This is a genomic window from Tunturiibacter empetritectus (genome assembly GCF_014201375.1).
GTDB lineage: Bacteria > Acidobacteriota > Terriglobia > Terriglobales > Acidobacteriaceae > Edaphobacter > Edaphobacter lichenicola_D.
The window spans coordinates 547,918-569,809 of the sequence record NZ_JACHDZ010000004.1 but is presented as its reverse complement, the minus strand read 5'-3'; the positions used below and the strand labels follow the sequence as shown (position 1 = coordinate 569,809).

Here is a 21,892-nt window from a genome sequence, read left to right as displayed (position 1 = left end):
CTCCGAACAACCACTTAGCGGCGCAAGGGCTTCTTCCAATCTTCTTTTGGCCCGCGAGAATGGACTCTATGACCTCCGGCTCTACCCAGTTATCAATCCCCTCCGTCAGCCAGCGCCGATACAGCACATTGCTTCTGGTGGTTGCAGGTCTCGGTGGCCTGCTCTACGGCGTAGATGTGGGCATCATCGGAGGCGCCCTCCCTTATCTCGAGGCGACCTCCGGCCTTACCGCCGGACAGCTCTCTGTAATCGTTGCAGCGGTATTGCTAGGCAGCGTCATCTCCACCTTGTTTGCCGGGCTGCTCGCCGACTGGATGGGCCGCAAACCTTTGATGCTCCTCAGCGGCGCCATCTTCGTCATCAGTATTCCCGTCATCGCCATCTCCTCCGGCTACGAATCGCTGTTCTTCGGCCGGCTGCTCCAGGGAGTCAGCGGAGGACTCATCGGCGTAGTCGTTCCGCTCTACCTCGCCGAGTGTCTCCCATCGTCGACTCGCGGCAAGGGCACCGGCATCTTCCAATGGTTCCTCACCTTAGGCATCGTTGGCGCGGCAGTGATCGGCATCTACTACAGCTATCGCGTTCAGGCCGTGGCACAGGCCTCTGACGCAGCGACCTTGTTCCACTTCAAAGACCAGGCATGGCGGCGCATCTTCTGGGTCTCGCTTCCGCCCGGAGTTCTCTTTGTTCTTGGCACGTTGTTCGTACAGGAATCCCCTCGCTGGCTCTTTCGCCGCGGCCACAAAGATCGTGCTCTCGTTGCTCTGCTTCGCTCCCATCCTGCCCATGTGGCGCAGGCCGAACTCGACACGATGGAGCAAGTCGCCACCACGTCTTCAGAACAGACCTCATCGAGAGCGACCGTCCACGACACCATCTTTCGTCGCCGCTATATGATCCCTTTCCTGTTGGCCTGCGTCATCCTCTTCTGCAACACGGCAACAGGAGTCAATTCCATCATTAGCTATAACACCGGCATCCTCCTGCAGAGCGGCCTCTCCGATCTCAGTGCGCACTGGGGATATGTCCTCTTCACCGCGGTAAACTTTCTCATTACCGCGATAGGCATGTCTCTGGTCGATCGCAAGGGCCGCCGATTCCTTCTCATTCTTGGTACAACCGGTGTCATCGCCTCCCTGATCACAGTCGGCACCCTCTTTCTGCGAACCGAAAGATCAAACCTTGAGTGCCGCACCGCCGTACAAGCTCTTGTCAGCCCGCAACAAGACCTCTCTCTTACCTTCAATCGGGCCGAGGCCAGCCGGCTTTTGCAGGCAAGCGGTTACAACGAACAACAGTTCAACGACAGCAGTACCTCTCTCGCTGTCATCTACTCCTACGGTGGGTTCAGTGCCGCAACCACCTTTGTACGCTCCGACGACGCCGCCGCAGCCCCCATTCACATCACCCGCGAAAGCTGCGTGCCTGCCAACCGGATCGAAGCCTTCTTCAAAAATCCCTTCGCGGATCTGGCTGCTGCTCAGACAGCGCCTCTGAAGATCCAGCGAGCCCTGATCAACCGCGTCCCAGCCACCAGGCATGGATGGCTGGTGGCCCTTGGCCTCTATGCCTTCATGGCGTTTTATGCCGTAGGCCCTGGGGTATGCGTCTGGCTGGCCCTGTCGGAGCTTATGCCCACCCGCATCCGTTCGGTAGGCATGAGCATCGCTCTCGTCATCAATCAGATGGTCTCGACCACTCTTGCTGTCCTCTTCCTGCCCGTCGTCAGCAAGTACGGCTACTCCACCATGTTCTTTATCTTTGCTGCCTTCACCGTCATCTACTTCCTCACGGCAACCTTCCTCCTGCCCGAGACCAAAGGCAAAACTCTGGAAGAGATCGAGCAGCACTTCGAAGGAGTAAGAAAAATATAAGCCGCGCAATCCATCTGTAGACCAATTCCCACCGATCGCATGCGCATTGCGTAGCGACTCCGGCTGCAATCCAGGCCGACCTTCAGTAGGTAGGGCGCATTCTTCAACATTCAGCCGGTTGGTCTCTTCAACCCAGCCTAGGGCCTTTGTCGTATTCTCGTAGTCAGGTCAAGGAGGACACATGTCTGAAGAGGATTTGAGAGCAGAGCTCGAGCGTCTACGAGCAGAGAACGATCAACTGAAGAACAAGGCTGTGCGTGGACTAAGTCTCAAGGTCAGCGAGAAGGGCGGGCTGTCCCTCTATGGAGTCGGTAGATTTCCTGTGACTCTGTATAAGGAGCAATGGCGCAAGATCCTCGCAATGGCACCTGAGATCGAAGACTTCATCGTAAAGAACGACAGCCTGCTCAAGACCAAAGAGTAGACGCGCCTTAAGCCGCGGCTCACCGGGCCCCTTCCATCGGCAACCCGGTGAGCGGCCAGTGATCCACCCGAGCTCCCACGTTGGCTTCAACGTTAACCCCCGCTGAAGCAGCAGCGGTCACTCCAACATTCCATCCATCCAAAACGACCAGGGCGTCCTCTCCCTTTAGATCCGCGGTCGCAGCTTCAATCGTGATCGTCCTCGTCTCGTTCGGCAGCAAAGATACATAGTTGTCGCTGTAATAAACCGGCAGCACTCGTTCTCCCGAACGCTTGCTCCGCAGCTGCAGGTGAGTCATCAGCGCAATGTTCTTCCCCGTATTTTGCAGAGTCACTGTGACAAAGACCTCGCCCTGCTCTTCGCGGCGAACCACCGACGCCCCAAGCGTCACCACAGGCAAGCTGCCCAACGCCCTGAGGTCATCCTGATGCTCCGGCAACGCACGCCAATAGAAGTTATCCGAGATCAGCTTCCCCGTCGCATCGCGCAACTCCAGCTTTACGAAGTGCACCGCCGAAAGAGTCGAAGGCCACTCCACGCTTCCAAGCGTCGTTGCCAGGCTCGGTGCAGCCGACACGTCAAAGTCGTGTTGATACTGCACAGCCCCATCCAGGTTGTAGATCGCCACGTGAGCATGAGCACTCTCCAGTGGAGTAGCCAGATTGTTGATCACCTGGACCTCGCCATTCGCCTCATTCAGCTGAATATGAACCGGCTCAGCCGCCTTCTTCACCGCGAACAAGGCCGAGTTAGGCTCCAGATCGTGGTGGTAAAGCTGCCATACAAAGCTCGGCTGCGCAGGATTACTCATCCACGTAATCACGCCGGTCGTCGGATGAAACAGCTTCGCATTGCGCCCCTCGTACATCGCGCGAAACCCCTCATAGTTCGCCAGCTGCGACTTCCGCACAAAGTCCGCAAGGTTCGCCACCTTGCCATACCGATCCGCAATCATCGCCGGATATTTATCGCCATCCGCCGCGCCCTTGGCAAAGTCATGCTGCGCCCAGTCGTCGTTGATCGTCTCCCAGTCTTTCTCCGGCATCATCCCGTGAATCGACTCCAGCGTCGGCACCGACATGCTTCCAATCTCTGTCTTGAACGCCTCGTCATAAACATAGAACTCCCGCGGCGTCCTCCAGTGATACGGCCCATGCGAATTCACCCCGCGCCCATCAGCCGAGTTCGCCTGATACAACCTCGTCGGCTCCAGCTCAGTCATCAAAACGCGCAGCGCATCGTCAATCTTCTTCGGCGGATATCCCTCATTCCGCGCGCACCACAAAACAATCGCGGCATGATTGCGAAACCGCAGAATCTTGTCGCGCACATTCGCCATGTACGTATCAAAGTCATCCGGGTCTGGTCCGTCCGAAGGATTCGGCTGAAAAAACTCATCCCACACCAGAATCCCGTACTTGTCGCACAGCTCGTAAAAATCTTCGCTCGTACTCTGTCCCACCCAGTTGCGAATCAAATTCAAATTCGCAATCTGGTGCATTCGAATCTGCGCCTCCAGCCGCTCCCGCGGATTGCGCTTCATCGCTTCATCCAGCCCCCAATTCCCTCCGCGAATAAACACGCGAACTCCATTCACCGAGATCGTCAGGTTCTCCGAATCAGGCACGGCATACGTAAACTTACGAACGCCGAAGCTCACATCTCTGTCGTCTGACGTCGTCCCATCCACCTCAAAACTCAAATGCAGCTTGTACAGATTCTGCGGCCCATACCCATTCGGCCACCACAGCTTCGGATGCTCCACATGCATCGCCGGCGTGTTCTTCGCGTCGACCATAACCGTCTGCGAACTATGCGCCGCCACCTCCACGCGCTGCTCGAACGTCACATCCCCAAAGCTTCCCTTCAACACGCCCTTCTGCGGCGCATCCGTCAGATTCTCCACCCGAGCCTGCACCGAAATATCAGCCGAATCCGTCCGGGGCAGCGGAAGATCCGTCGTCACCAGCGGATCTCGAATCACCACCGACCCACTCGCCGAAAGAAAAACCTTCTGCCAGATTCCGGTATCCCGATCCCGAATCGCCGGAATCCAGTCCCACCCAATCGTCGAAAGAAAGGTCGGCCCATCGATCGCGGTGATGCCGCCATTCAGGCCCACGCCATCCCGAATCGTATGTTCATGTGGCACGCCCGGGTGAGGCTGCGGTGACACTAGCACCGCCAGAACCGCGCTCTTCCCCGGCCTCACCGCAAGCGAGATATCAAAGATCCCCCGCTTGAACGCGCCCTTCATCGTGCCAACCTGCGTCCCGTTCACCCACACCTGTGCTGAAAAATTAATCCCCTCCAGGTTCAGCCACACATGCCTTCCCACATACGTCTTCGGCACCTCAAAGACCGTGCGATACCAGTACGGCGTGCGTGCAAGACTGTCAGGAATCTTGTCGGGACGGCTATTCTCCCCATACAAAGGCTCCGGGTAGACGCCCGCATTCACCAGGCTCGTCAGTACTGTCCCAGGCACAGTCGCGGAGTACCAGCCCTGCGGCTTAAACTTTGCCGAAGCGATCGCATCCCCACCTTGCGTCACCTTCGCCGCATCCTGCAGCTGCCAGCCAGCCGACAGAGTCGCGGCCTCAGGAAGTGACGACGAACTAGCTGCGAAAGCCACCGAACCCAACCCCACCGAACCTGCAACAAACAACAGCGCCAACGCCGATCCCCAGACTCTCATTCGCATTCAACCCGCACCTTTTGATCGCTGATCTCAAAATTTTTCAAACGCGAAACCGCACCGCGCCAGACATACAAACCCTACACGATCATCACGCAAAGGTCACACCTTCAGCCTCATCGTTGAACCGTCGTCTCTGCCTTCGTCAGCTTCTCGGAAACCTGCGCCGGCGTAGGCAGTTGCGATCGGTCCCATCCTCCACCCAGCGCCTCGATCAACTGTACCGAAGCCGTCATCGCCTGCACTCGCAGAGTCGCGACCGACTCCCTGTCCGTCAGCAACGTCGTCTGCGCCGTCACCACATTCACGTAAGGATCAATGCCCGTCTGATACCGCGCCGTCTCGAGCATCACAAACTCCTCCGCCGACTTCACCGCCTCCTGTTGCTGTAACTGCTGCTGCGAAAGAATACGCACGGAAGCAAGCGCATCCTCCACCTGCTGAAATCCAGTAAGAACGGTCTGCCGGTAGCTCGCGACATCGGCGTTATAGACCTCCACAAACTGATTCACTGTAGCCCGCCGCAACCCAGCGTCGAAGACCGTCTCGCTCACCGTCGGCCCAATCGACCAGAACCGGCTCGACTGATCCAGGAGATGTTTGAAGGTCGAGCTTTCAAATCCGCCCGAAGCGCTCAGCGTCAGATTCGGATAGTACGCCGCAGTCGCAATACCAATCTGCGCATTCGCCGCCGCCATGTTTCGCTCCGAAGCAGCAATATCAGGCCGCCGCTCCAGCAACGCCGACGGCAACCCAATCGGTATCGGTGGAGGAGTCACGCTCGAAGCCTTCACCGGAATAGAAAAAGTCGAAGCATTGGCCCCCACCAGCAGCGCAATCGCATTCTCATACTGAGCCCGCGCCACGCCAAGATTGATCGCCTGCGACTGCACATTCTGCAGCGTGTTCTGCGCCTGCACCACCGAAATCCGATCGCCAACGCCGGTCTCGTATTGCGCCTGCGTCAACTCCAGCGCCCGCTTATCCGCCTCCACCGTGTCGTTCAGAATCGCCTGCAGCGCATCCTGACCGCGAATCTCAAAGAAGAACGTAGCAAGGCTTGCCTGTTCGGTCAGCTTCTCATTCTCCAAATCGGCGGCACTCAACTGCGCGTTGTACTGCTGCTCGTGAATCGTGCTGCGAACTCTACCCCAAAGATCCGGCTCCCACGAAATCGAAGCAGGCAGAGAGCCGACAGAGTTCGTCGAGCCCGTGTTGGCTTGCGACGAACGCCCCAGATTCGCTGAGGATTTGGAACGGGTATACGACGGCCCTACAGACGCAGTCGGATAAAGCTGCGAACGTGCCTGCGCCACAAGAGCACGCGCCTCCATGAAGTTCGCGAAGAACTGCTTGATGTTCTGGTTATCGATATTCAACCGATTTTCCAGCGCATTCAACTCCGGGTCGCCGTAGATCTCCCACCACTTGCCGTGCAGCATCGCATCCTGCGGCTGTGCCACCTTCCAGCCGTCCGTATCCTGAAACTGCGTCGGCGACTCCTTGTAAGTCGTTGGCGGCGCCTGCGCAACAGCGGGCGGCGTGTGGTACTTAGGCCCCACCATGCATCCGGTCAAAAAAAGCGCCGTCAGTGCCGGGCAAATCGCGATGGTGAATCGAAGGTTCGTCATAGGGTTAACATCCAAATCTACTCCGCAGCAACGGCAGTAGGACCGCCCCCGGGGTTAAAAGTATCGTGCTTACGACCCAGTGCACGCAGACGCAAGCGATCCAGTGTGAGATAGACAACGGGGGTGGTGTAGAGGGTAAGCATCTGGCTCACAATCAAACCGCCAACAATCGTAATGCCCAGCGGCCGACGCAGCTCCGACCCCGTGCCCGTCCCAAACGCCAGCGGCAACGCCCCGAAGAGCGCAGCCATCGTCGTCATCAGAATGGGACGAAAACGCAGCATACACGCCTCAAAGATCGCATCTTCCGTATTCATGCCGCCCTCGCGCTCTGCCTGCAGCGCAAAGTCGATCATCATAATCGCGTTCTTCTTCACAATGCCTATCAGCAGCACAATCCCGATGATCGAAATAACGTTCAAATCCGTCTTGAAGAGCATCAGCGCCAGCATCGCGCCAACGCTAGCCGAAGGCAGCGTCGAAAGAATCGTCAGCGGATGCACCAGGCTCTCGTACAAAACTCCCAACACAATATAAACCGCAAGCAGCGCCGTCAAAATCAGCAGCGGTTCGGTCCCCAGTGACTGCTGATACGCCAGCAGCGTCCCCGCAAAAAAACCATGCACCGAGGTCGGCGTCCCCAGCCGCTGCTGCATCTGGGCAATCTCAAGCGTCGCATCGCTCAACGACATTCCGGGTGCCAGATTGAACGAGACCGTAACCGAAGGAAACAAGCCTGTGTGATTTAGAGAGAGCGGAGTCGTATTGGTCGCAGATGTCGCCATAGTAAATAAAGGGACATTGCCGCTGGCCGTCGTGCTGCTCGTACCAGCAGGATGAAAATAGATATTCTTCAATCCCTCCGGCGTCTGCCAGTACTCCGGCGCAACCTCCAGCACCACGTAATACTGATTCAGTTGGGTGTAGATGATCGAAACTTGTTGCTGCCCAAACGCGCTGTACAATCCCTGATCGAGCGACTGCGCCGTCTGGCCTAGCTTCGCCGCCGTCACCCGGTCGTAAGTAAGCAGCTGATCCAGGCCCCCATTCTGCTGATCCGAACTCACATCCTGAAACCCGGGCAGATGCATCATCGCCGTCAGCAGCTTAGGACCCCATGTAGTGAGGTCCGTAACGTTATCGGCCTGAATCGTGTACTGATAGAGTGCATTGCTCGAACGTCCGCCGATACGAAGATCCTGGGACGCCTGCAGGAACGCGGAGGCCCCCGTCACCCGGTTCAACTTTGGACGCAGCCGATTGATAATATCCGGCGCTCCGATCTTGCGAACGTTCAGCGGCTTCAACGTCACAAACATATTCCCTGTATTCGTGGCCCCGCCTCCACCAGTAAAGCCAATCACATTCTGAACCGCCGGGTCGTTCTTCACGATATTCGCGACTTCCTGAAGTGCCGTATTCATCGAAGCAAACGAAGCATCCTGCGGCCCCCGAACCGCCCCCCCCAGCGAACCAGTATCTTGTTGCGGGAAAAATCCCTTCGGAATTTTGATCACCAGCGCCACATTGAATGCGATCGTCAGGAGCAGAACAGTCAGCGTCAGTACGGGATTTTCCAGAACCCAATGCAGGCTCCGCCGATAGAGGGAAAGCACCCAGTCAAAGAACCTCTCCGACGCCATATACATCCGGCCGTGCTTCTTCTCATGCTCGTTCCGCAGCAGATAGGCGCACATCATCGGCGTCGTCGTCAGCGAGATCAACATCGATACGAAGATGGCCGTGGAAAGCGTCACCGCAAACTCACGAAACAGCCTGCCCACAATCCCGCCCATCAAAAGCAGCGGAATAAAAACCGCAACCAGCGAGATGCTGATCGACACGACCGTAAAACCAATCTCCTGCGCGCCCTTCAGCGCGGCGGCAAACGGAGCCATCCCGTTCTCGAGATGTCGCGTGATGTTCTCCATCACCACAATCGCATCATCCACCACAAACCCGGTCGAGATCGTCAGCGCCATCAGCGAAAGGTTGTCGATGCTGTAGCCGAACATGTACATCACCGCAAAGGTTCCGATCAACGAAACCGGAACCGCCACCGCGGGAATCAACGTCGCCCTTCCGTTTCGCAGGAAGAGGAACACCACCACGATCACCAACGCGATAGAGAGCAACAGTGTTCGTTCAACATCGCTCACCGACGCACGAATCGTCGTCGTGCGATCCAACACAATCGTGGTATCGATCCCCTTCGGAATCGAAGCCTCCACCGATGGCAGCTCCGCCCGAATGCGATCCACCGTATCGATGATGTTGGCCCCAGGCTGCCGAAAGATAATCAACATTACAGCCCGTTTGCCGTTCAGATATCCCGCCGCACGCACGTTCTGAGTCGAGTCGACCACATCCGCCACATCAGACAGCCGCACCGCCGACCCCTGCTTGTAACCAATGATGATCGGCTTATAGTCCTCCGCATGCGAGATCTGGTCATTTGCAACGATGTCTGCCGAAACATCACCATTCGTGATCTGCCCCTTCGCCAAATTCGAATTCTGCAGACTCACCACCGACTGCACATTCGCCATCGTCATCCCAAAGCTCGCCAGCTTCGTCGGATTCACCTCAACGCGAACCGAAGGCAGCGCGCCTCCACCCGGATTGACCTGCCCTACTCCCTGAATCTGCGAAAGCTTTTGCTGCACCACCGTCGAGGCTTCGTCATACAGCTTGTCGGGGCCATATTTATCCGACGTCAGACCAATGATCATGATCGGCGCATCAGCCGGATTTACTTTGCGGTACGTCGGATTCCCCGGAAGATTCGCCGGAAGATAAGTTCTCGCCGCGTTGATCGCCGCCTCAACATCACGCGCCGCACCATCGATATTCCGACTCAGGTCGAACTGGATCGTAATTGACGTCGTTCCCAGGCTGCTCGCAGAGGTCATCTCCGTCACCCCTGCAATGTGCCCAAACTGCCTCTCCAGCGGGGTCGCCACCGACGACGCCATGATCTCGGCGCTCCCACCCGGCAAACTCGCACTCACCGAGATCGTCGGAAAATCCACCTGCGGCAGCGGAGACACCGGAAGCACCTTGAACGCAATCGCCCCCGCAATCGCGATCGCAATCGTAAGCAGCGTCGTCGCCACAGGCCGATGAATGAATGGCGCAGAGATGTTCATGACTGCCCCGCCGGCTCTAACTCGCCTCCACCCTGCTCTTCTTTCCTCGGCTTCTTCGAAAACCGATGCGAAAGGTTGTCAAAGAAGATGTAGATCACCGGTGTCGTATACAGCGTGAGCACCTGGCTCACCAACAGGCCCCCCACCATGGCGATTCCAAGCGGTCTCCGCAACTCCGAACCGATGCCCTGACCGAACGCCAACGGCAGACCACCCAGCAACGCGGCCATCGTCGTCATCATGATCGGACGGAAGCGCAGAAGGCACGCCTCATAGATCGCATCAGTCGAGCTAAGTCCGCGATGACGCTCTGCATCAAGCGCAAAGTCGACCATCATGATCCCGTTTTTCTTAACGATACCGATCAGCAAAACCAGCCCAATAATCGCCACCACGCTCAAATCCTGGTGAAAGAGGATCAGAGAAAGAAACGCGCCCACACCCGCCGAAGGCAGCGTCGAAAGAATCGTAACCGGATGAATGAAGCTCTCGTAGAGAATACCCAGAACGATGTACACCGTCACCAGCGCAGCCAGAATCAGCAACGGCATTCCCGAGAGCGAGTTCCGAAACGATGCCGCAGTCCCCTGAAAGTCCGCCTGCAGGCTCGCCGGCATGTGCATGTCCTTCTGCACCTTCGTAATCTCTGAGATCGCACCTCCCAGCGCAGCATTCGGAGCCAGATTGAAAGAGACCGTAATCGCCGGAAACTGTCCCTGGTGAGTAATCGAGAGCGCCTCTGTCGTCGTCTCAAAGTGCGAGAACGCGCTGAACGGCACTGCATTGTTGAAGGTGGAACTCGTCGTCCCCGCCGAAGTCGCACCCTTGCTCGAGGCCGAATTCACAGTACTCGAAGTGAGCGCATTGATCGGGGGAGTCAGCGTATTCGCCGAAGCGGTAAACAAGGCAGAGCCCGTCAGAGCATTCGATCCCGCCGAGCTAGAGCCATTGCCCGAAGAAGATGTCGCCGCCGCTCCAGTGGTCCCCGACGCCGATCCGGACCGAATATAGAGATGGTTCAACTTATTCGGATCAAGCTGAAACTGCGGCTCCGCCTCCAGAATCACGTGATACTGATTCAACTGCGTGTACATCGTATTGATCTGCCGCTGGCCAAACGCATCGTAAAGCGTGTTATCGATCGTCGTCGGCGCTATACCAAGCCGCGAGGCCGTAGCCCGGTCAATCACCAGCGACACCGCCAGCCCGCCCAATTGCTGGTCCGTCGCAACATCCTCCAGCTCCGGCAACTGTTTCAAACGAGTTACAAATCGGGCCGTCCAATCGTTCAGCTCGTTCTGATCCGGATCCTCCAGCGTGTACTGATACTGCGTGCGGCTCACCCGGTCATCCACCGTAATGTTCTGCACCGGCTGCATGAAGATCTGAATATCCTGCACATCTTTCAGCTTCGACTGAAGCCTTCGAATCACATCGGAGGCATTCAGATCACGGTCTGCAAGCGGCTTCAGGTTGATTGACATCCTTCCACTGTTCGTAGTGATATTCGTTCCATCCGCGCCAATAAAAGAGGACAAGCTCTCGACAGCGGGATCCTGCAGGATCACCTTCGCCACCTCCTGCTGCTTGGCCGCCATCGCCTTCGACCCAATCGTCTGCGGAGCCTGCGTAATTCCCTGGATCACGCCCGTATCCTGCACGGGAAAAAATCCCTTGGGAATAATGATGTACAGAAAAATCGTCAACATCAGCGTCGCAAGTGCAACCAGTAGCGTAATCGTCTGGTAGCGAAGCACAACCTTCAACGTCCGCCCGTAGAACGCAATCATCCGCTCGAAGACGTGCTCCGATGCCCGGTAAAAACGTCCCTGCTGCGCTTCAGGATTGTGTTTCAAAATCCGCGAAGCCATCATCGGCGTCAGCGTTAGCGAAACCACCGCAGACACGACGATCGTTACCGCCAGCGTGACCGCGAACTCGCGGAACAGGCGGCCGACAACATCTCCCATGAACAAGAGCGGAATCAACACCGCAATCAGAGAGACCGTCAGCGAAAGAATCGTAAATCCGATCTGCTCTGCGCCCTTCAGCGCCGCCTCCATCGGCGTATCGCCCTCTTCCAGGTAACGCGAGATGTTCTCCACCATCACAATCGCGTCGTCAACGACGAATCCGGTCGAGATCGTCAACGCCATCAGCGACAGGTTATCCAGGCTGTAGCCAAGCGCATACATCGCCGCAAAGGTTCCAATCAGCGACAGCGGCACCGCAACACTCGGAATAATCGTTGCATACAAATTCCGCAGGAACAGGAAGATGACCAGCACAACCAGCCCGATGGTCAGCATCAATTCAAACTCAACATCGCTCACAGACGCCTGAATCGGCGTCGTCAGGTCGGTAAGCGTCGTCACCTCGATGCCCTTCGGCAGATTGGCCTCAAGCTGAGGCAGCAACTTCTTAATGCTCTCGACTACTTTGATCGTGTTTCCACCCGGCTGGCGTTGCACATTCACGATCACAGCAGGCGTCTGATTCATCCACGCAGCCTGCGTCGTGTTCTCGACGCCATCGAGAATGTGCGCGACGTCGGTCAGCATCACCGGCGCGCCGTTGCGATACGCAACCACCACGCTTCTGTAATCCTTGCTGGTTACAAGCTGATCGTTCGCATCAATCTGATAGTCCTGCCGCGGCCCGTCGAAGTTTCCCTTCGCGGCGTTCACGCTGCTCTGCGTGACCGCCGTACGCAGATCTTCAAGATTGATGCCATACGACGAGAGCGCTGTAGGATTCGCCTGTATCCGCACCGCCGGCTTCTGTCCGCCGCTGATGCTCACCAATCCCACGTCTTTCACCTGCGAGATCTTCGGCGCCAAACGCGTATCGACCAGGTCCTCCACCTGAGAGAGCGGCACCGTCTTCGAAGTAATCGCCAGCGTCAGCACCGGAGCATCCGCGGGATTCGTCTTGCTGTAGATCGGCGGCGCAGGCAGATTCGCCGGCAGAAAGCTCTGCGATGCATTGATCGCCGACTGCACCTCTTCTTCCGCGATATCGATATTTAAGCTGAGATTGAACTGCAGCACCACAACCGAAGTCCCGCCCGAGCTGCTCGAGGTCATCTGGCTCAACCCTTGCAACTGACCGAACTGGCGCTCGAGCGGCGCGGTCACCGTCGTCGCAATCACCTGCGGACTAGCGCCCGGATAGAACGTCAGCACCTGAATCGTCGGATAGTCGACCTCAGGCAGCGCCGACACTGGCAGCTGCGTGTAACTCACAATACCGATTAGCAGAATCGCAGCCATCAACAACGACGTCGCGACCGGTCGCAGAATAAACGGACGGGATGGACTCAAGGAGCGCTGCTCCCAGCCGTCGCTGCGGCAGGAATCGGCTTATTCGACACGCTAACCTTCGTGTTGTCCTGCAACTTGTCAAAGCTGCTGTTGGCAACCACATCCCCGGGATTGATCCCGGTCACCTGCGTCGTCTGGCCCTCGACCACCCCCGGCTTTACCGAGCGCATGTGCGCCGTACTGTCCTGCAGGACATAAACAAACGAAGCCGCGCCGTTATGCTGAATCGCGGACGTCGGAATCAGCGTCGCTCCCTGCAGTGTATTCACCAGCAGCCGCGCATTCACAAACTCATTCGGAAACAGCGACGAATCCTTGTTCTCGAACAACGCCCTCGCCTTCACCGTTCCCGTCGTCGTATCGATCTGGTTATCCAGCGTCAACAACGTCCCCGTCGCAATCTGCTTCAACGCCGCCCGGTCATACGCATCCACCCCAAGCTTCGCCTGCTGACGAAGCCTCGGCTGAATCTGCCCCAGGTTATCCTCCGGCACCGTAAAGATCACCGTGATCGGCTGGATCTGCGTAATCACCGCAAGCGTCGTCGTCCCCGAGGCCTGCACCACGTTCCCCGGATCGACCAGCCGCAACCCAACCCGACCCGCAATCGGCGCTCTGATATGGCAGTACCCAACTTGAATCTGATCGAACTTCACGGTCCCTTCGTCGTTCTTCACCGTGCCCGCGTCCTGCAGCACAATCTTCTCCTGATCATCCAGCGTCTGCTTCGGAATAGCATTCCTTGACCACGCATCGCGATACCGATTAAGATCCATCGTCGCCTGCGCCAGCGTAGCCTGATCCCGCTCCAACACGCCCTGTGCCTGCATCAGCGTAGCCTCAAACGGCCGCGGATCGATCTCGATCAACGGATCGCCCTTCCGCACAATCTGCCCCTCCTTGAAGCGCACCGCGACCACCGGCCCCGTCACCTGGCTCGTAATCGAAGCCGTATAAACCGGCGTCACCGTCCCAATCGCCTCCAGGTACATGCCGATATTGCCCTTCTGCGCCGTCGCGGTCGTCAGCGCCACCGCCCCGCCACCGGCGCCGCGCTTGGGAGCAGTTGTGCTCGAATCGTCGTGATGCCGCAACACCAGATAGAAGCCAACGGCAAAGATCAGCAGCAAAACGATCCACACAACAACCCGGACGAGCTTACTTCCGGGCGAGGGCGGAGGAGGAGCCGGCAGTTGATGATCCGGCCCCACGACGGGGTGCTGTTCGTGCGATTCAGCTGGCAATACGTCTCCCTTGCCACATCAGAGATTTTTTTTGGACAGAAGATGTGCAGCAGGTCCGTAACCCTATCGACGGATGAGCCCGTAGTTAAAGACTCAGCTCAGCTCTCACAACCGCCAACTTTTTCTGATCAACAGCCCCAATAAGCAATGACGCCTCAATGAGATGCCTGCGAAACTCCGCACGATGCCCCCCAGCCTCCCGCATCCCTGCCAGTCTCCGATTGAGCCCACCGCCCCCCGCATGGTATGATTACGAATCGGCAGACTACCTTCACCCGGTAGCGGTCAGGAGCGACCCCGCTCCCAGTACCACCCTTCCCGACCCCGTTTTGAGGCTTCTTTCACTCAGGCGCACGTCCCCGGGAATCTTCTGCGACTCAGGATTGGAGCACTTCGTCATGGCACAAAAATGTGATCTTTGCGGCAAAGGCCCGCAGTTTGGCAACAACATCTCTCACGCCCACAACACCACCCGTCGTCGTTGGAACGTGAACCTCCAGCCCGTCAAGGCCCAGGTCAACGGCGCCAGCAAGCGCATGCGCGTCTGCACCAGCTGCATCAAGACCGGCAAAGTCGTCAAAGGCTAGCCAACCTCAAAACCTCAGAAACAGAGCGCCCCAGCCGCGACCTAGCCGGCTGGGGCTTTTCCTGTTTTTCAACGCGATTTACTGCTTCTTAAATCACTGCTTCTCGAATCCCAGCGAAGCGCTATTGATGCAGTACCGCAGCCCCGTAGGCTTCGGCCCATCCGGGAACACATGCCCCAGGTGAGCCCCGCAGTTCGCGCACTGCACCTCCACCCGCCTCATCCCGAGCGAATTATCCTCGATTGAAACAATCGCATCTGGAGAAACCGGGTTCCAAAAGCTCGGCCACCCGCTCCCCGACTCGAACTTCTTATCCGAGGTAAACAGCGGCGCATTACAAGCCCCGCAGTGATACACCCCGTCCTCATGGTTATTCACCAGCGCCCCGGTAAACGGCCGCTCCGTCCCGCCCTCGCGCATCACATGAAACTGCTCCGGAGTCAGCAGCTCGCGCCACTCCGCCTCCGTCTTATGAACCTTCTGTACCTTTGTCGCTTCGGCCATTACTCAAACCTCCTGTCGTGCATTCAATTAGATGTCCAGGCCCAGGTTATGTTTCAAGCCGCTCCCCTGGCGATTACTTCAATCTCCACCAGCGCATCCTTCGGCAGCCCGGCTACCGCCACAGTCGACCGCGCCGGCGCAACCACCCCCTCAGGCGCCAGGTACTTTGCGTAGACCTCGTTCATCGCCGCAAAGTCCCCCATCGTCTTCAGAAACACGGTCGTCTTCACCACATGGCTCAGATCCAGCCCAGCCTGCGCCAGCACCGCCTTCACGTTCTCCAGCACTCGAACCGTCTGCTCCGTAATCCCCCCGGCAACCAGCTGGCCCGTCGCCGGATCCAGCCCAACCTGCCCCGACCCAAACAACGTATCGCCCACCCGCACCGCCTGCGAGTACGGCCCAATCGCCGCCGGAGCCTCTTTCGTAGAAACTGCAGTCTTCTTCTGATCGCTCATGCCGCTAAGTCTATCCCGTTCTTCAGGCAATGAAAAACCCCACCGGCAGAGACGCATCCATACAGCCACTTCGCCCAGCCGTGCCTGCTCAAGCTCAATCTTTTGATGGATGTTCCCCCGAACTGCAAAACGATATGCTCCTCTCCTATGGCGATCCCGACTGAACCCATCGGCAGCATCCCCCGTCCCGCCGCGTTGCTCGAAACCATCGCCGCCTTCCACAACAAGCAGATCAGCAGCGAGGCGCTTGAAGAAGCCACGGCCGAAGCACTCCGCGACACCATCCACCGATTGGAGCAGACCGGCTCCCCCATCCTCACCGACGGCGAGCAGACCAAGCCCAGCTTCGCGACCTATCCCCTCTCCGGGCTTACCAATCTCGCCCCCGACGGAGTCACCATCCCCTTCGCCGACGGGCACATCCGTCAGTTGCCTCGCATCACAGCAGGTCCCTTCCACTATGGCGTCTACGCTGCCGGCTACCTCACCGCAGCTCGCCGCTACACCCGGCTCCCCATCAAACAGGCCGTTATCTCCGCCTCTGCCTTGAGCCTGCTCTATCCACCAGCCGGCATACCGGGCTATCCTCGCGAAGAGTTTCTGGCTGACCTCATCGACGCAGCAGCAGCCGACATCCGTGGCGCCCTCAAGGCCGGAGCAGACTCCGTCCAGATCGACTTCACCGAAGCCAGGCTCTCCCTCAAACTCGATCCCTCCGCCAATCTGTTGCGCAGCTTCATAGCCCTCAACAATCAGGTGCTCGAACGATTCAACTCAGCAGAGCGCCTTCGCATCGGAGTTCACGTCTGCCCCGGAGGCGACTACGACTCCACCCACAGCGCCGACGTGGACTACTCGAAGTTGTTGCCTGATCTCTTCCAGTTGAATGTCGGGCGCTTCTACCTCCAGATGGCCAGCGAACCCGACAGAAAACGAGTCCTTCGTCTGGTAAGCCAACTGCTTCAGCCGAATCAAACCATCTTCCTCGGCGTCATTGATCCCATCGATCCGAAGATTGAAACCCCGCTTCAGGTGCGTGACCGCGTCCTCGAAGCAGCCTCTTTCCTCCCGGCATCGCAGCTCGGAACCACCGACGACTGCGGCTTCGCTCCCTTCGCCGACGACACCTCCACCGCTCGCGACATAGCCTTCAGCAAGATCCAGGCCAGGGTCGAGGGCACCGCAATCGCCGCCCGCGAACTCGGCCTCGCCTAGCCAAACGCAGCTATCCCCAGGTACTCCTCGCCCACTGGATCAGCTGGATCATCGCCGGCCCAGCCGAAGCAACGTTGTTGAGCTCTGTGGTGAAGGGCCAGAAGAAATACTCCTCTTCCTCTGCCACCAGCACGGCAACAATGTAAGGTCCGTCGTCCCAGAACGCGAACATCGGCCCCCCGGAGTCTCCGTGGTTTGCATCGCCATTCTCGGTCTCCAGTTCGAGCGCGTCTCCGTGGTCGTTGCTGTCCTCATCATCATCGTGGAAGCTGATTCCGCTTTGAGAGGACGGCTCCTCTGCGCCGGCCACGTCGCCCGGATACCCGACAAGAGTCCAGTAGTTCCCATCGTTCCAGCCCGTGTCATAGGACTTGGCTCCAAAGTAGCCCAGACTGTCCCCGAGACGGTCCTGCAGACGGAGCACGGCATAGTCGAAGGCAGGCGCAGGATTCGTTAGATTATCGACATAAGTTGAGGCATCGACCACATAGGATGCAACGTTGGCGCCCAGCGTGGAAACCCCCTCGAAGTAAGCAGGAATGAACTGGATCATGGCAGGGTTCGAGTTCCACGGCACGCAGTGCGCCGCCGTCAACACGATATCCGGCCCCACCAGCGCTCCCGTGCCAAACTCCGACGGCACGAAGCTGTACGGATCGGTATAGATCAGCAGCTTCCCGATGCACTGCAAAGGGTATCCAGAGGGGAAAAAGGGCTGCCGCGCATCCTGACCCCAGATGTACAGCGGTGTCACACGATCGCCGTTCTTGCGCCGCATCGTCGGTCGCGGCATCCGCGTCACCATCTTCGGGTGATAGATCTGGTCGGCCCACTCAGGGCGGAAGGGCGGCGGCACAGGCAGAGTCGGGGAGTTGCGCTTCCCCTCGCCAGGTGGAGGCAGCGGTAGCGTCGGCGCTTCGTTGGCCTCGCCCGGACGCAGGAGATGAAACTTCTCAATGGGCTTCCCGCGAATGATCTTCACATCGCCCTCAACCTGCCAGGACACCGTGCCGTCCTTCGTGCGGATCTGGCGAATCGCCTTCTCCAGGTCGAACTTGCCTCCCGCATGGGGAATGGTGAAGGCATTGGAACTCTTCAGGGAATGAAGTTCCTTGGGTGATGGCTTGTGTTTGTAAATATTGTCGAGCCGGAGAATCTGATCTGCACTCAACGGCGGCTGGGATATGGTTCGCTTTCGTGCAACTCTGCTCTTTGCGCTCATACACGCCTCCCCTGTTTTCTTTGGGGCCCGCGATCGTAAAGCTTCCTGAATACTGAGACCAAGAACGAGCCAAGTATACGCCTGTCTTCAGCTACCAGCTATCGGCGGGAAAGTAGACTGGTCAACGAAAAAAGCCGACCGAACTGCACTTTCAATCCCATGACAAATCAATAAATATTTTTCGCTAACAGCGGCACTTGTCCTAAATCGGTCATATATTGGGGGCGAGGTGAACAACATGGGAATTATGGATATGATTCAATCGCTCGCTGGTCAGACCGGCGCCGCAGCCGGCACCGATCAGGCCAAAGTTGCAGGTGGCTTTATTGAAGCTCTCACCCAGCACCCCGAAGGAATTCAGGGCGTTCTCGACGCCTTCAAGAACAACGGAATGGCCGAGCACGTCAACAATTGGGGCGCAGGTCAGGCCACAACAGCCACTCCCGAACAAGTGCAGCAGGGCCTCAGCGGAACCGGACTCATCGAGTCGACCGCAGCGAAAGCCGGCGTCTCGCCTCAGATCGTCCAGGTAGCCCTCGCCACCGTCCTGCCAATGGTTATCCAGCACTTCGCCCCCAACGGGCAAGCTACCCCGACCAGCTCCATGGGCAGCATGGCGCAGAGTCTTCTCAGCAAATTCGTCTAGCCCGTCATCTTTTCGAGTGCGGGACTTACTTCGAGCCAGCGCCGGGCCACAGCGCTCACTCCCAAAACAGCATCACACAACAGTCAGCCAAGCTGACCAAGGAGAGCTACGTCATGGCAGATCTTAACGCTTTGAAACAGAAGTACGCCGGTGTCATTGAATCCCTGCAGAAGTTCGCCCCCTACGGAGCTACCCTCGACGCAGTCGACCTCGACGGCGAGCAGCTCCACATCAAAGGCACCGTTCCCTCCAGAGTCATCCTCGAACGCGTCTGGGACAGCATCAAAAAAGCCGACCCCACCTACTCCGACCTCCACCATGAGATCGCCAACACCGGCGGAGACACCCAGGCCTACACCATCAAATCCGGAGACACCCTCGGCGCCATCAGCCAGCTCTTCTACGCCACCGCCAGCAAATATCCTCAGATCGCCCAGGCCAACAACATCGCCGACCCCAACAAGATCAATGTCGGCACCACCCTTCAGCTCCCTGTCATCACCTAGGGCGTTTGCACGCCTTTTTAGAGCTTCGCATGGTCCTCCCGTTGGTCGGAATCAATCTTCCTTTTGCGACCAACGGGAGCGCCAACCGAAGGGGTATACCCATCACGAGGTGATCGCCCGAATCGGGGTCCCCGCGAACAGGTCTTCGTTCGTGGGGTGGCAAGCGTAGCGGGTCCGTCCGGCAGGACACCCGGGAGCCCCACGTCTCAACGAGCTGGATCAAAGATCCTGTCAAGCCCCCAAACCACGAAAAACCGCGCCAATCCAGCAGATTCGCGTGGCGTATCAGTTATGGTCAAACCGCTATACTGAATAGAGATCGAAAAGCCCCGGCCAACCCCGGGGCTTTTTCTATGGAGGAGAGACATAACCCATAACCCCTAACCCCTTTGTTTGCAGGAATCTGCAGACAAACCCTTTAGAATGACGTTTTTGCGTCTAGCCTCCCTCGGTAAACTATTAAAAATAAATACTTTACACGCGGGTAATGGGGGAGGGGGTACCCATCAACCCAAAATCGTCGAAGTCGCAGCCACCTCAACCCGGTTTCTGCCCGCCGACTTCGCCTGATAGAGTGCCTGGTCCGCCGCATCCACCAGCTCCGTCGAAGTCGAGTCATGCCCCAGCGTCTTGGTCGCACAGCCGATACTGACCGTCACGACCCCGCTGGGACTGCCCGAGTGTGGCAGGCCAAGCATCTCCACCGCTCGTCGAATCTGTTCGGCGACCAGCTGCGCGCCGCCGCTGTCGGTATTCGGCAGCACGGCCACAAACTCCTCGCCCCCGTAACGGGCGAACAGGTCCGACGAGCGGTGAATCACCTCCTGCGCCGCCACCGCAATCTGGCGCAGGCAGCTATCGCCCATCACATGCCCATACAGGTCGTTGTAAGGCTTGAAATGATCGACATCCATCATCAACACCGAAAGCAGCGAGCGATCGCGCATCGCTCTCCGCCACTCGTTGTCCATCTTCTCCTCAAACCGCCGCCGGTTGGCTACACCGGTGAGGCCATCAGCCATCGCGAGATTTTCCACCAGTCGGAAGGCACGGTTCAGCTCCTCCTCAGCCGCCTTGCGAGCCGTCACATCCCGCACGACGTTGACGAACCCGATAGGCGCCCACGTCGTCTCGTCGTGATAGAGCCGCATGCTCGCCTCCATCCAGACATAGCTTCCATCCTTTCTGGCGCACCGATAGATCAACGCCTCGACCGGCTCCCCTTCACGACAAGCCCGCATCAAAGCCTCCACCGCAGCAAGATCGTCCGGATGAACGATCTGAAGGTGAGTTTGACCAACCAGCTCCCCGGGCTCCCACCCCAGCACAGTGATCACAGCCGGCGAAACATAACGCCTCGCGCCAGATAGATCCGAGAGAACAATCACATCGTTCGAAGCCTCAGCCAAAAGACGAAACAGCGTCTCACTGGACTTCAGGTTGACCTGCAGCCTCTCGCGCTCGGCGATCACAACCTCAACGACATAAAGCACCAGCATCGACACTGCCACGAAGAACTGCAGCAGCAGATCGCCAGTCATCGGAGAGCCGGTGTGCACCAGTGCGATCGGACCGCGTCCCCGAATCGTCAGATATCCGCCGATGATCGACACGATCAACAGCCCAAGCGCAGAGCCTGCCAGGCGCAGACGAGCGCCAAGCAGCAGCAGCACAGGCAACAGCAGGAACAGAAGTGGAAACCGCGTCTGCCAGAAGACTCCCAAAGCAGCAACGACCAGCAGCGACAACAGTCCAGCAACCTCAAGCCGGGATCGGCCGGGAAACTGCTCCCTCTCCCGGAACGACAGATACAGCGGCGTCATCACCGCGATCCCAAGAGCATCCGCCACAAACCAGTGTCTGGCCGCCGTAAATCTCGGCACCGCGTGAAGGTTCGAGATGCTCAGCTGAGCCAGCGCCGAAGCAATCGCCGGCGCTAAGACAACACCAAACAGCAGCAGGCTCATCAACTGCCTGCGTCGGGTAAGGTCTGGATTGGGCGAGATCGTCCGATACATCAGCGCAGCCGCAATGCCGACCTCCAGCATGTTGCAGCCGGCAAGATAAACCGAGGTCCAGGGCGCAAACGTCAATCCCAGGTTGAGCCCAAGATCGACGGCAAAGCCCACGGCAAGGAAAGCTGCCCACTGTCGGCGCCTCGAGCACAGGAGGACCCCCAGCAGCAAACCGTTTGAAGGCCACAGGATCGTGACCCCGCCGTTATCCCAGCTACGGATATTCAGCAGCAGAGCGGCATAGCCCAGGCACACCAGCACCAGAGCGACCGTCGTCAGCCGCCACAGAGATGATCCGCGTTCCTCTACGGTCTCGTTGAGAGAACCAATACTCATAACCAGCCCGAAGTCCCCTTATCGGCAGAAGCAGCGTTCCGCTTCATCGCCTGTCATCGG

At 58.1% G+C, this 21,892-nt stretch carries 15 protein-coding genes; 6 read left to right on the top strand and 9 right to left on the bottom strand.

What is annotated here, in order from left to right:
- The first annotated feature begins 68 nt into the window (after nucleotides 1-68).
- Nucleotides 69-1,874, top strand: a complete 1,806-nt coding sequence (locus HDF10_RS14495) for an MFS transporter (RefSeq protein ID WP_183814564.1) — start codon at nucleotides 69-71, stop codon at nucleotides 1,872-1,874.
- 181 nt (nucleotides 1,875-2,055) lie between these two features.
- Nucleotides 2,056-2,298 (top strand): hypothetical protein, encoded by a 243-nt coding sequence (locus HDF10_RS14490; protein WP_183765429.1) that lies wholly within the window; start codon nucleotides 2,056-2,058, stop codon nucleotides 2,296-2,298.
- A gap of 19 nt (nucleotides 2,299-2,317) precedes the next feature.
- On the opposite strand, the gene HDF10_RS14485 is transcribed toward HDF10_RS14490, so the two are convergent.
- The 5 genes from HDF10_RS14485 to HDF10_RS14465 all read right to left on the bottom strand — a co-directional run bounded on the left by HDF10_RS14485 (nucleotide 2,318) and on the right by HDF10_RS14465 (nucleotide 14,343).
- The gene (locus tag HDF10_RS14485; RefSeq protein ID WP_260177889.1) at nucleotides 2,318-5,002 is read right to left on the bottom strand and encodes a glycoside hydrolase family 2 protein; all 2,685 of its coding nucleotides are present in this window, start codon (nucleotides 5,000-5,002) and stop codon (nucleotides 2,318-2,320) included.
- Between the two features lie 110 nt (nucleotides 5,003-5,112).
- Nucleotides 5,113-6,627 (bottom strand): efflux transporter outer membrane subunit, encoded by a 1,515-nt coding sequence (locus tag HDF10_RS14480; RefSeq protein WP_183814563.1) that lies wholly within the window; start codon nucleotides 6,625-6,627, stop codon nucleotides 5,113-5,115.
- A gap of 17 nt (nucleotides 6,628-6,644) precedes the next feature.
- Complete coding sequence (locus tag HDF10_RS14475) at nucleotides 6,645-9,776, bottom strand: efflux RND transporter permease subunit (protein ID WP_183814562.1); 3,132 nt, start codon at nucleotides 9,774-9,776, stop codon at nucleotides 6,645-6,647.
- Nucleotides 9,773-13,099: an efflux RND transporter permease subunit gene (locus HDF10_RS14470; RefSeq protein ID WP_183814561.1), complete on the bottom strand. Its 3,327-nt coding sequence runs from the start codon at nucleotides 13,097-13,099 to the stop codon at nucleotides 9,773-9,775. Before HDF10_RS14470 ends, HDF10_RS14475 begins: the two co-directional genes overlap by 4 nt.
- Entirely contained in the window at nucleotides 13,096-14,343 is a 1,248-nt protein-coding gene (locus HDF10_RS14465) for an efflux RND transporter periplasmic adaptor subunit (RefSeq protein WP_183814560.1), read from the bottom strand. Before HDF10_RS14465 ends, HDF10_RS14470 begins: the two co-directional genes overlap by 4 nt.
- Nucleotides 14,344-14,741: 398 nt before the next feature.
- Between HDF10_RS14465 and rpmB the strand changes: the two genes are divergently transcribed.
- Nucleotides 14,742-14,930 (top strand): 50S ribosomal protein L28, encoded by a 189-nt coding sequence (rpmB, locus tag HDF10_RS14460; RefSeq protein WP_179640086.1) that lies wholly within the window; start codon nucleotides 14,742-14,744, stop codon nucleotides 14,928-14,930.
- Between the two features lie 93 nt (nucleotides 14,931-15,023).
- Here the strand turns inward: rpmB and msrB are convergent, their stop codons facing one another.
- Both msrB and HDF10_RS14450 read right to left on the bottom strand, forming a co-directional pair.
- Nucleotides 15,024-15,434, bottom strand: coding sequence for a peptide-methionine (R)-S-oxide reductase MsrB (gene msrB, locus HDF10_RS14455; RefSeq protein WP_183814559.1), 411 nt, complete (start codon nucleotides 15,432-15,434; stop codon nucleotides 15,024-15,026).
- A 53-nt stretch (nucleotides 15,435-15,487) separates the two neighbouring features.
- Entirely contained in the window at nucleotides 15,488-15,892 is a 405-nt protein-coding gene (locus tag HDF10_RS14450) for a RidA family protein (RefSeq protein WP_183814558.1), read from the bottom strand.
- 147 nt (nucleotides 15,893-16,039) lie between these two features.
- On the opposite strand from HDF10_RS14450, the gene HDF10_RS14445 reads away from it, so the two are divergent.
- Nucleotides 16,040-17,107 (top strand): uroporphyrinogen decarboxylase/cobalamine-independent methonine synthase family protein, encoded by a 1,068-nt coding sequence (locus HDF10_RS14445; RefSeq protein WP_183814557.1) that lies wholly within the window; start codon nucleotides 16,040-16,042, stop codon nucleotides 17,105-17,107.
- A gap of 10 nt (nucleotides 17,108-17,117) precedes the next feature.
- On the opposite strand, the gene HDF10_RS14440 is transcribed toward HDF10_RS14445, so the two are convergent.
- Nucleotides 17,118-18,329, bottom strand: coding sequence for a trypsin-like serine peptidase (locus tag HDF10_RS14440; RefSeq protein ID WP_183814556.1), 1,212 nt, complete (start codon nucleotides 18,327-18,329; stop codon nucleotides 17,118-17,120).
- 253 nt (nucleotides 18,330-18,582) lie between these two features.
- Here HDF10_RS14440 and HDF10_RS14435 point away from each other — a divergent pair, with 253 nt between their 5' ends.
- Together HDF10_RS14435 and HDF10_RS14430 are read left to right on the top strand one after the other, a co-directional pair.
- Entirely contained in the window at nucleotides 18,583-18,975 is a 393-nt protein-coding gene (locus HDF10_RS14435) for a YidB family protein (RefSeq protein WP_260177888.1), read from the top strand.
- A gap of 113 nt (nucleotides 18,976-19,088) precedes the next feature.
- A complete protein-coding gene (locus HDF10_RS14430; protein ID WP_183814555.1) occupies nucleotides 19,089-19,481 on the top strand; it encodes a LysM peptidoglycan-binding domain-containing protein in 393 nt (130 codons plus the stop codon).
- Nucleotides 19,482-19,987: 506 nt separating this feature from the next.
- Here the strand turns inward: HDF10_RS14430 and HDF10_RS14425 are convergent.
- Nucleotides 19,988-21,832 carry a bifunctional diguanylate cyclase/phosphodiesterase gene (locus tag HDF10_RS14425; RefSeq protein WP_183814554.1) on the bottom strand — a complete coding sequence of 615 codons (1,845 nt, stop codon included), beginning with the start codon at nucleotides 21,830-21,832 and terminating at the stop codon, nucleotides 19,988-19,990.
- Nucleotides 21,833-21,892: the final 60 nt, after the last annotated feature.

What these genes read in the sequence shown, in the direction of transcription:
- rpmB (WP_179640086.1), top strand. Translation starts at nt 14,742, where the DNA reads ATGGCACAAAAATGTGATCTTTGCGGCAAAGGCCCGCAGTTTGGCAAC.
- HDF10_RS14495 (WP_183814564.1), top strand. Translation starts at nt 69, where the DNA reads ATGACCTCCGGCTCTACCCAGTTATCAATCCCCTCCGTCAGCCAGCGC.
- HDF10_RS14475 (WP_183814562.1), bottom strand. Translation starts at nt 9,776, where the DNA reads ATGAACATCTCTGCGCCATTCATTCATCGGCCTGTGGCGACGACGCTG.
- HDF10_RS14490 (WP_183765429.1), top strand. Translation starts at nt 2,056, where the DNA reads ATGTCTGAAGAGGATTTGAGAGCAGAGCTCGAGCGTCTACGAGCAGAG.
- HDF10_RS14435 (WP_260177888.1), top strand. Translation starts at nt 18,583, where the DNA reads ATGATTCAATCGCTCGCTGGTCAGACCGGCGCCGCAGCCGGCACCGAT.
- HDF10_RS14430 (WP_183814555.1), top strand. Translation starts at nt 19,089, where the DNA reads ATGGCAGATCTTAACGCTTTGAAACAGAAGTACGCCGGTGTCATTGAA.
- HDF10_RS14445 (WP_183814557.1), top strand. Translation starts at nt 16,040, where the DNA reads ATGGCGATCCCGACTGAACCCATCGGCAGCATCCCCCGTCCCGCCGCG.
- HDF10_RS14485 (WP_260177889.1), bottom strand. Translation starts at nt 5,002, where the DNA reads ATGCGAATGAGAGTCTGGGGATCGGCGTTGGCGCTGTTGTTTGTTGCA.
- HDF10_RS14425 (WP_183814554.1), bottom strand. Translation starts at nt 21,832, where the DNA reads ATGAGTATTGGTTCTCTCAACGAGACCGTAGAGGAACGCGGATCATCT.
- msrB (WP_183814559.1), bottom strand. Translation starts at nt 15,434, where the DNA reads ATGGCCGAAGCGACAAAGGTACAGAAGGTTCATAAGACGGAGGCGGAG.
- HDF10_RS14440 (WP_183814556.1), bottom strand. Translation starts at nt 18,329, where the DNA reads ATGAGCGCAAAGAGCAGAGTTGCACGAAAGCGAACCATATCCCAGCCG.
- HDF10_RS14450 (WP_183814558.1), bottom strand. Translation starts at nt 15,892, where the DNA reads ATGAGCGATCAGAAGAAGACTGCAGTTTCTACGAAAGAGGCTCCGGCG.
- HDF10_RS14480 (WP_183814563.1), bottom strand. Translation starts at nt 6,627, where the DNA reads ATGACGAACCTTCGATTCACCATCGCGATTTGCCCGGCACTGACGGCG.